5 protein-coding genes are annotated in these 7,311 nt (G+C 53.0%); all 5 read left to right on the forward strand.

The window, feature by feature from the left end:
* Window positions 1-112: 112 nt before the first annotated feature.
* A complete protein-coding gene (locus AACS18_RS07525; RefSeq protein WP_005350980.1) occupies window positions 113-2,257 on the forward strand; it encodes a type I secretion system permease/ATPase in 2,145 nt (714 codons plus the stop codon).
* Window positions 2,250-3,683, forward strand: coding sequence for an HlyD family type I secretion periplasmic adaptor subunit (locus AACS18_RS07530; protein ID WP_181363423.1), 1,434 nt, complete (start codon window positions 2,250-2,252; stop codon window positions 3,681-3,683). The genes AACS18_RS07525 and AACS18_RS07530 overlap by 8 nt, the downstream gene beginning before the upstream one ends.
* Before the next feature lie 37 nt (window positions 3,684-3,720).
* A complete protein-coding gene (locus AACS18_RS07535; protein WP_108614045.1) occupies window positions 3,721-5,046 on the forward strand; it encodes a TolC family outer membrane protein in 1,326 nt (441 codons plus the stop codon).
* Between the two features lie 135 nt (window positions 5,047-5,181).
* Window positions 5,182-5,934, forward strand: a complete 753-nt coding sequence (locus AACS18_RS07540) for a transglutaminase-like cysteine peptidase (RefSeq protein ID WP_005350994.1) — start codon at window positions 5,182-5,184, stop codon at window positions 5,932-5,934.
* Between the two features lie 3 nt (window positions 5,935-5,937).
* Window positions 5,938-7,311: LapD/MoxY N-terminal periplasmic domain-containing protein (locus AACS18_RS07545; protein WP_108614046.1), on the forward strand; the 1,374-nt coding region annotated here is incomplete at its 3' end.

The raw sequence follows: 7,311 nt of genomic DNA on the forward strand, positions 1-7,311 counted from the left end.
CCCCTGATTAGTCTCATCAGCGGGAAGGCCACTCGGTTTTAGCGTGGCTATAGCAGGGAAATATGAGCGATGAACGCTCTTATCTACCTCATTTATGCAGTGACAGGATGCTATGCAAGCAGAAACAAGTCGTATTGATGAGTTATTGGAGTGTCTGGTCTTCTTGACCCGTTTTTATGGTGTGCCCAACAGTCAGGATGCCCTGACGACCGGGTTGCCACTGGTCTCCGGACGCCTGACTACCGCACTCTTTTGCCGTGCTGCCGAGCGGGGTGGGTTATCCGCCCGTGAAGTGATCCAGCCACTGGCCGATATTTCTCCCTTGCTGCTGCCTTGCGTATTGCAGATGCGCAGTGGTGGCGCCTGCATTTTGCTGGAGTGGAACGAAGATCGCAGCCAGGGGAAAGTGATTTTCCCGCAGGCCGGTGATGCCGCGCAATGGCTGACCGCAGCCCAGTTGGGTGATGAGTATCTGGGACGCCTCTTCTACGTGAAGAAGCAGTTCAAGTTTGACGAACGCTCGCCCAAGGTGCTGGAAACCCGTGATGGCCACTGGTTCTGGAGCACCTTGTTCGAATCCCGCGGCATCTATCGCGATGTGCTGATCGCCTCCATTCTGATCAACCTGTTTGCCATCGCCAGCCCGCTTTTCACCATGAACGTCTATGACAAGATTGTGCCCAATCTGGCGTTTGATTCACTCTGGGTGCTGGCGGTCGGGGCTATGGTGGTCTTTACCTTCGATTTTGTGATGCGGCAGTTGCGCAGTTACTTTATCGATATTGCCGGTAAAAAGTCTGATGTACTGCTGTCCGCCAAGATTTTCGCCAAGGTGATGGGCATGAGGATGGAGTCTCGTCCCGCTTCCACCGGCGCGTTCGCCAAACATCTGCAGGAATTTGAATCGGTGCGGGAGTTTTTCACCTCCGCAACGGTTTCTACTCTTATCGATCTGCCCTTTGCCGTCTTCTTCCTTTTTATTATCTGGATGTTTGCAGGTGTAATGGTGGTGGTTCCCATCGTCGCTATGCTGATCCTCATCGCCTACAGCTTTTATATTCAGGAGCCCCTCAAGCAGTCCATCGAAGAGGGCTCACGCCTTGCGTCCCAGAAGAACGCCAACCTGATTGAAAGTATTTCCGGGCTGGAAACCGTCAAGATTTTCGGCGCCGAGAGCATGTTCCAGCATCGCTGGGAACAGGCCGTCTCCCATATTTCCACCTGGGGCGTACAGACCCGCCGCATTACCAACTCCATGTCCTCACTGGCCAGTTATATCCAGCAGGTGGTGACGGTCGGTCTGGTGATCGTCGGTGTTTACCAGATCTCCGAAGGTTTGGTTACCATGGGGGGGATGATTGCTGCCGTGATGCTCTCCAGCCGCGCCATTGCGCCTATGGTGCAACTCTCCGTGTTGTCGACCCGTTATAACCAGGCCAAATCTGCACTGGATATTCTGGAAAAAATCATGCAAACCCCGGGTGAGCAGGAGGAAGGCAAGCAATATATCCATCATCCGGTGATTGCCGGTCGAATTGAATTCGAAAATGTCTCCTTCAAATATCCGGGAATGGAAACCAGCACCCTGCACAATATCAATTTGCGCATTCAGCCGGGCGAAAAGGTGGCGATTATCGGCCGGATTGGGGCGGGTAAAACGACCCTCGAGAAGTTGTTGATGGGACTTTATCGACCGACCGATGGCTCGGTACGTATCGACGGCTTTGAACTCGATCAACTGCCACCTGCGGTGATCCGTCGCAATATCGGCTGTGTTCCGCAAGATGTCATTCTCTTTTTCGGATCGGTGCGGGACAACATCATGCTGGGTAATCCGCTGGTGGATGATGTGAGGGTCTTGCGCGCTGCCAAGCGGGCGGGTGTCACCAACTTTACCAACCGGGATCCCAACGGGCTGGATCGGCAGATAGGTGAGGGTGGCCGTCAGCTTTCCGGTGGCCAGCGTCAGTCGATCCTGCTGGCACGCGCCCTGCTCAATGATCCCCCCATTCTGGTGATGGATGAGCCGACCTCCAACATGGACAACCAGTCCGAGATGCAGGTCAAACAGGAGCTCGCCAGACTTGGCCCGGAAACCACATTGATCCTCATCACTCACAAAACCTCGATGCTGGATGTGGCATCGCGAGTGATCGTCATCGAGCAGGGGCAGATCGTTGCTGATGGCCCCAAAGAGGTGGTGTTGCAGCAGTTGAAGGAAGGCAAGGTGCGCGTGCAGGAGGTGTCCCATGGTTAAGGGGCTCATGGACTGGTTCAAGCGCAGCAAAAAGACGCCTTCCGGCGAGGTATTGCCAGCACCCGAGCATCTGGAGTTTGTCGATGACGGCGCGGCAGCTGTACTGCTGACCACGCCGACCGGAGCTCGTATCCTGCTATGGTGCAGTTTCCTCTTTTTCATGAGTGCCATCGTCTGGGCGGCCTGGGCCGAACTGGATGAAGTCACCGTGGGTCAGGGCAAGGTTATTCCGTCCCGTCAGCTGCAGGTGATCCAGAACCTGGAAGGGGGGATCGTCAAAGAGATCTTCGTTAAAGAGGGGGATATCGTCGAAAAGGGGCAGCCGCTGCTGCGCATTGATGACACCCGTTTCCGCTCCGACTTTAGAGAACGGGAGCAAGAGGTAGTCACTCTAAAGGGGGATGTGGCCCGTCTGCGCGCCGAGATGGCCAGCGTCGAGGTGAAAAACGACCCGGCACTGGGGTGGCGTGAACAGGTCGTGGTAGGTGAAGCGCCAATCCAGTTTCCCGATGGTTATGAAACCGTCTTTGCCGAATACGCACACCGTGAGCGGTCTGTACAGCGGGATCGCCTCAATAACCTGAAAAACCAGCTCTATATTCTTGGTCAGCAAATCGAACAGAAAGAGCAGGAGCTGATTGAACTGAATGCCAAGATCCGCACCGTGAATCGCAGTGTGGATTTGGCCAGACAAGAACTGAATATTAGCCGTCCGTTGGCGAAAGAAGGTATAGTGCCTCAAGTGGAGCTAATTAAGCTGGAGCGGCAGGTTAACGAGATGCAGGGGGAGCTGGAGAGCAACCGTCTGCTGATCCCAAAACTCAATTCGGTACTGCGTGAGACCATCTCCAAGCGTAATGATATTGCGCTGAAGTTCAGAGCAGATTCCCAGACTGAACTGAATGAGAAACAGGGGCGGCTTGGCCAGTTGTCAGAAGGGCAGGTTGGCTTGCGAGACAGGGTCGACCGGACCAGCGTGATTGCTCCGCTCAAGGGCACCATCAAGAAGCTCAAGATCAACACCCTGGGCGGCGTGGTTCAGCCCGGCATGGATTTGATGGAGATTGTGCCGCTGGAGGATACCTTGCTGGTAGAAGCCAAGGTGTCACCGAAAGATATCGCCTTCCTGCGACCGGGGCTGGATGCCATCGTCAAAATTACTGCCTACGACTTTACAATCTATGGAGGATTGCATGGCAAGGTTGAACAGATAAGTGCGGATTCGATCCAGGATGAGGAGGGGAACTCCTTTTATCTGGTTCGGGTTCGAACAGAGAAGAGTTACTTGGGCGATGAGCTTAACGCACTTCCCATCATCCCCGGTATGTTAGCCAGTGCTGATATCATTACTGGTAAAAAAAGTGTCCTAGACTATTTGCTTAAGCCGATTTTACGGGCAAAGCAGTCGGCACTGAGAGAACGATAAGCCAACAATCTAAAAACAAAACATGACTGGAGATAACATGAAAAAAACGATTGTTGCCATGCTGGTCAGTGGCTGCATCCTGATCCCGAGTTTGGGTCAGGCCCAGACTCTGGAAGAGTCGGTGGCACAGACACTTGCTACGCATCCCAAGATAAAGGAAGCGTTTGATCTGTATCAGGCACGACTCTATCAGCATGATGGAGCCAAGGGTGGCTATTATCCTACGATCGATCTGCGTGGCGGCGTAGGCTATGAAAAAACTGACAGCCCTTCTACCCGCGCTGCCAGCGCCAACAGCAATATTGATGATTCCATGACTCGCAAAGAGGCTGGACTCAGTCTGCGACAAATGTTGTTTGATGGTTTTGATGTCAGCAACAACGTCTCCAGAACCGAAGCTGAAGCCAATGCCCAGCGTCTGGCGATGATCTCCGAAGCTGAAAATACCGCGCTGCGAGTAGCTGAGGTCTACCTCAATATGCTGCGCCAGCAGGAGATCCTGGAACTCTCCAAACAGAACCTGGAAACCCACGAGCAGATCCGCAGCGACATCAGCAAGCGGACTGATTCAGGGCTTGGCTCTACTGCGGATCAGACCCAGATTGAAGGTCGTGTTGCCCGGGCCTATTCAAATCAGGCCGCTGCTGAAAACAACTATCGCGACGCAGAGAGTGAATTTATTCGTGTCGTGAACGAGGTTCCCAAAGATCTGCTACAGCCGATTCCCAATACCGAACTTATCCCGACCAGCCTCGATAGTGCGCTGAAAACGGCGACCGAAGTCCACCCGACCCTGCTCTCTTCACTGCAGGATATTGAAGCGGCCAAGTATCAACATGAAGGTGCCAAATCCGGTTTCTACCCCAATGTGACATTCGAGGTCGATCAGAACTGGAATGAGGATATCGATGCGGTCAAAGGGCGCAACGATGATCTGACCGCCATGGTGCGGATGCGTTACAACCTGTTCCGTGGCGGTTCTGATGTGGCAGAGAGCAATGCAACATCGGCGCTCTACTCTCAGGCGAAAGACATTCATTTGAATGCGTTCCGCCAGGTGGAGGAAGGCACTCGTCTGGCCTGGAACGCGAAAGAGTCGCTGGCCAAGCAGAAGACCTTCCTGAAAGAGCATGTTGACGCCAGCTATGACACCGTACAGGCATACAAGAAGCAGTTTGGTTTGGGTCAACGGACATTGCTGGACGTATTGAACACCGAGAACGAACTGTTCGAGGCGCGTCGCAGCTATATCACTGCCGAGTATGATGCACTGCTGGCTGACTATCGCATTCTCAACGCGACAGGCAGTCTGCTCAATGCATTTAGCGTCAAACAACCCGCTGAATGGCAGGCCAGGCAATAACTGTTTGTTCATGATCCCGCAGGGATCATGAACGCCAACATGGTGACTGCTGCTGGCAGTCACCATGTTTGGCTAACGCAGGTTGTTGTACGAGCTTTGAGGAGTGCAGCAGTAATAATGCAGCAGGAATATGATGTGACACTCCAGCGCGGAACCGGTAGCCGATGGTGTTATCTTCTTAATGAATGGAGATACAGATCCCTACGCGCTCTGCGCCACTCCTTATGGATCCTGCTGTTACCCTTCTCACTTCTGCTCTGTGCCAGTCAGCCTCTGCCACAGGAAGATCTCAACTTGATCAAACGGGCGGAGCAGACCTATGGCGCCAGAGCCGGCAAGCGTGTAACCAGTTGGCGTATGCTGGTCATGGAGACGAAGGGCAGGGCCCTGAGCGAAGAAAAAAAGCTTGAGCGGGTTAATAATTTTTTCAATCGGATGCGTTTTATTGACGATATCAAGTTGTGGCGCAAAAAGGATTATTGGGCAACCCCGCTAGAATTTTTGGGGGCCGCCGGGGGAGACTGTGAAGATTTCAGTATCGCCAAATACTCTACGCTGCTCGAGCTTGGGATCCCGGATGATAAAATGCGGATGGTGTACGTCAAGGCTCTTGATTACAACCAGTTTCACATGGTGGTGGCATATTATGAGACACCCTCTTCCGTTCCGGTTATTTTGGATAATTTGATAGGCTCGATTCGCCCTGCCACACAGCGGCGTGATCTGGTGCCTATTTACAGTTTTAACGGTAGTCACTTGTGGTTGATGAAGGCACGAGGCCAAGGGGAACTGGCTGGTCAATCATCCCGCTTGGGATTATGGAATGATTTACGCAATCGCATGACCTCGGGGCGATTGGCTCGGCCAGTGGTGAATTTGGATGATTAACCTATGACGCTCTATCGACAGTTATTAGCCACCATGCTGCTGCTGTTTGGATTGTTATTTGCGGCCACATACTGGGTGCAATTCAATTCAACCCGCACTTATCTGGCGCAGCAACAGGAAACAACGGTCATCAATACGGCAACCTCACTGGGGCTTGCGCTCACCCCCTATCTGGAAAACGGTGACAAGGTCGGTGCCGAGTCGGTGATCCAGGCTATTTTTGATGGCGGCTATTATCGACTGGTTCGCCTTGACCTGCTGGCATCAAAGGATGTCATCGAGCAGGAAAATACCAACAATATTCAGGGGGTACCGCGGTGGTTTGTAAATTTGGGACTGTTTCCTGAGGTATCCAACGAGTCAATTCTGACATCTGGCTGGTTGCAGCTTGGAAAATTAAAAGTAGTGGGTCACCCCGGCCAGGCTTATTACGAGTTGTGGCGTGGGATGAGTGAGCTGGCGAGCTGGTTTCTGGTCGGCTTTTTGATCACCACCATTTTGTTGATGAGAGCACTCAACTACTTGCTCAAGCCACTCAAACAGATCTGTGATCAAGCCGTCGAGATCGAGTTGCACCATTTCGGTCATACGATCCCGGAGCCTAAAACTCATGAATTGAAGCAGGTCGTTCAGGCGATCAACACCCTCTCAAGCAAGTTGGCGTTGCAGTTCAAAGAGCAAGCCGATGAGGCCGAGAAATTGCGTGAGCGGGTTTATGTCGATGCCGTATCGGGACTTGGCAACCGAGCCTATTTTGTGGGTCAGGTAAACGCATGGATAGCGGAGGCAGGCCAAGGTGGCGTCATGCTGGTTGCGGTCGACATGCTGGATGATATCTATCGCGATGAAGGCTTTGCTGCCCGCGACAACATGGTCAAATCGATAGCTCAGGCTTTGAAAGAGCAATTAAAAGGGTGGGATGGCGCAGCCTTGGCACGGATCTCCGCGACGGAATATGCGCTGCTCTGTCCAACTGACGATCTGACTCAGCTAAAAGAGCTGGCTGAAGTGATTAATAGCCGCATTGCCGATCTGGTGGTGAATCCAATGGGCGAAGGGGATGCGCTCTCCGTCATCGGTATTGCCGGTCGTGATGGTAATGATGATCTCTCTGCCTTGTTGACCAAAGCCGATAATGCGCTTGGCAAGGCGCGCAATGAACGCCGTGGTGCTGTGGTGATGGAAGGGGGGACCGAGCAAGGTTTGATGGGGCGTTTGGCCTGGCGAGATCTGGTACAAGATGCCATTTCACGACAACTTTGGCGCTTCAAAGCCCAACCAGCTTGCCGGTTTGATAATGGAGCAAGGTTGCATGCCGAGCTGTTTGCTTCTATCTCTCGGGATGGCACTGATTATTTTGCCGGTCAGTTCTTGCCC

Origin of the sequence: Aeromonas sp. HMWF015 (genome assembly GCF_963878965.1) — a bacterium.
GTDB lineage: Bacteria > Pseudomonadota > Gammaproteobacteria > Enterobacterales > Aeromonadaceae > Aeromonas > Aeromonas veronii.

What these genes read in the sequence shown, in the direction of transcription:
- AACS18_RS07525 (WP_005350980.1), top strand. Translation starts at nt 113, where the DNA reads ATGCAAGCAGAAACAAGTCGTATTGATGAGTTATTGGAGTGTCTGGTC.
- AACS18_RS07530 (WP_181363423.1), top strand. Translation starts at nt 2,250, where the DNA reads ATGGTTAAGGGGCTCATGGACTGGTTCAAGCGCAGCAAAAAGACGCCT.
- AACS18_RS07535 (WP_108614045.1), top strand. Translation starts at nt 3,721, where the DNA reads ATGAAAAAAACGATTGTTGCCATGCTGGTCAGTGGCTGCATCCTGATC.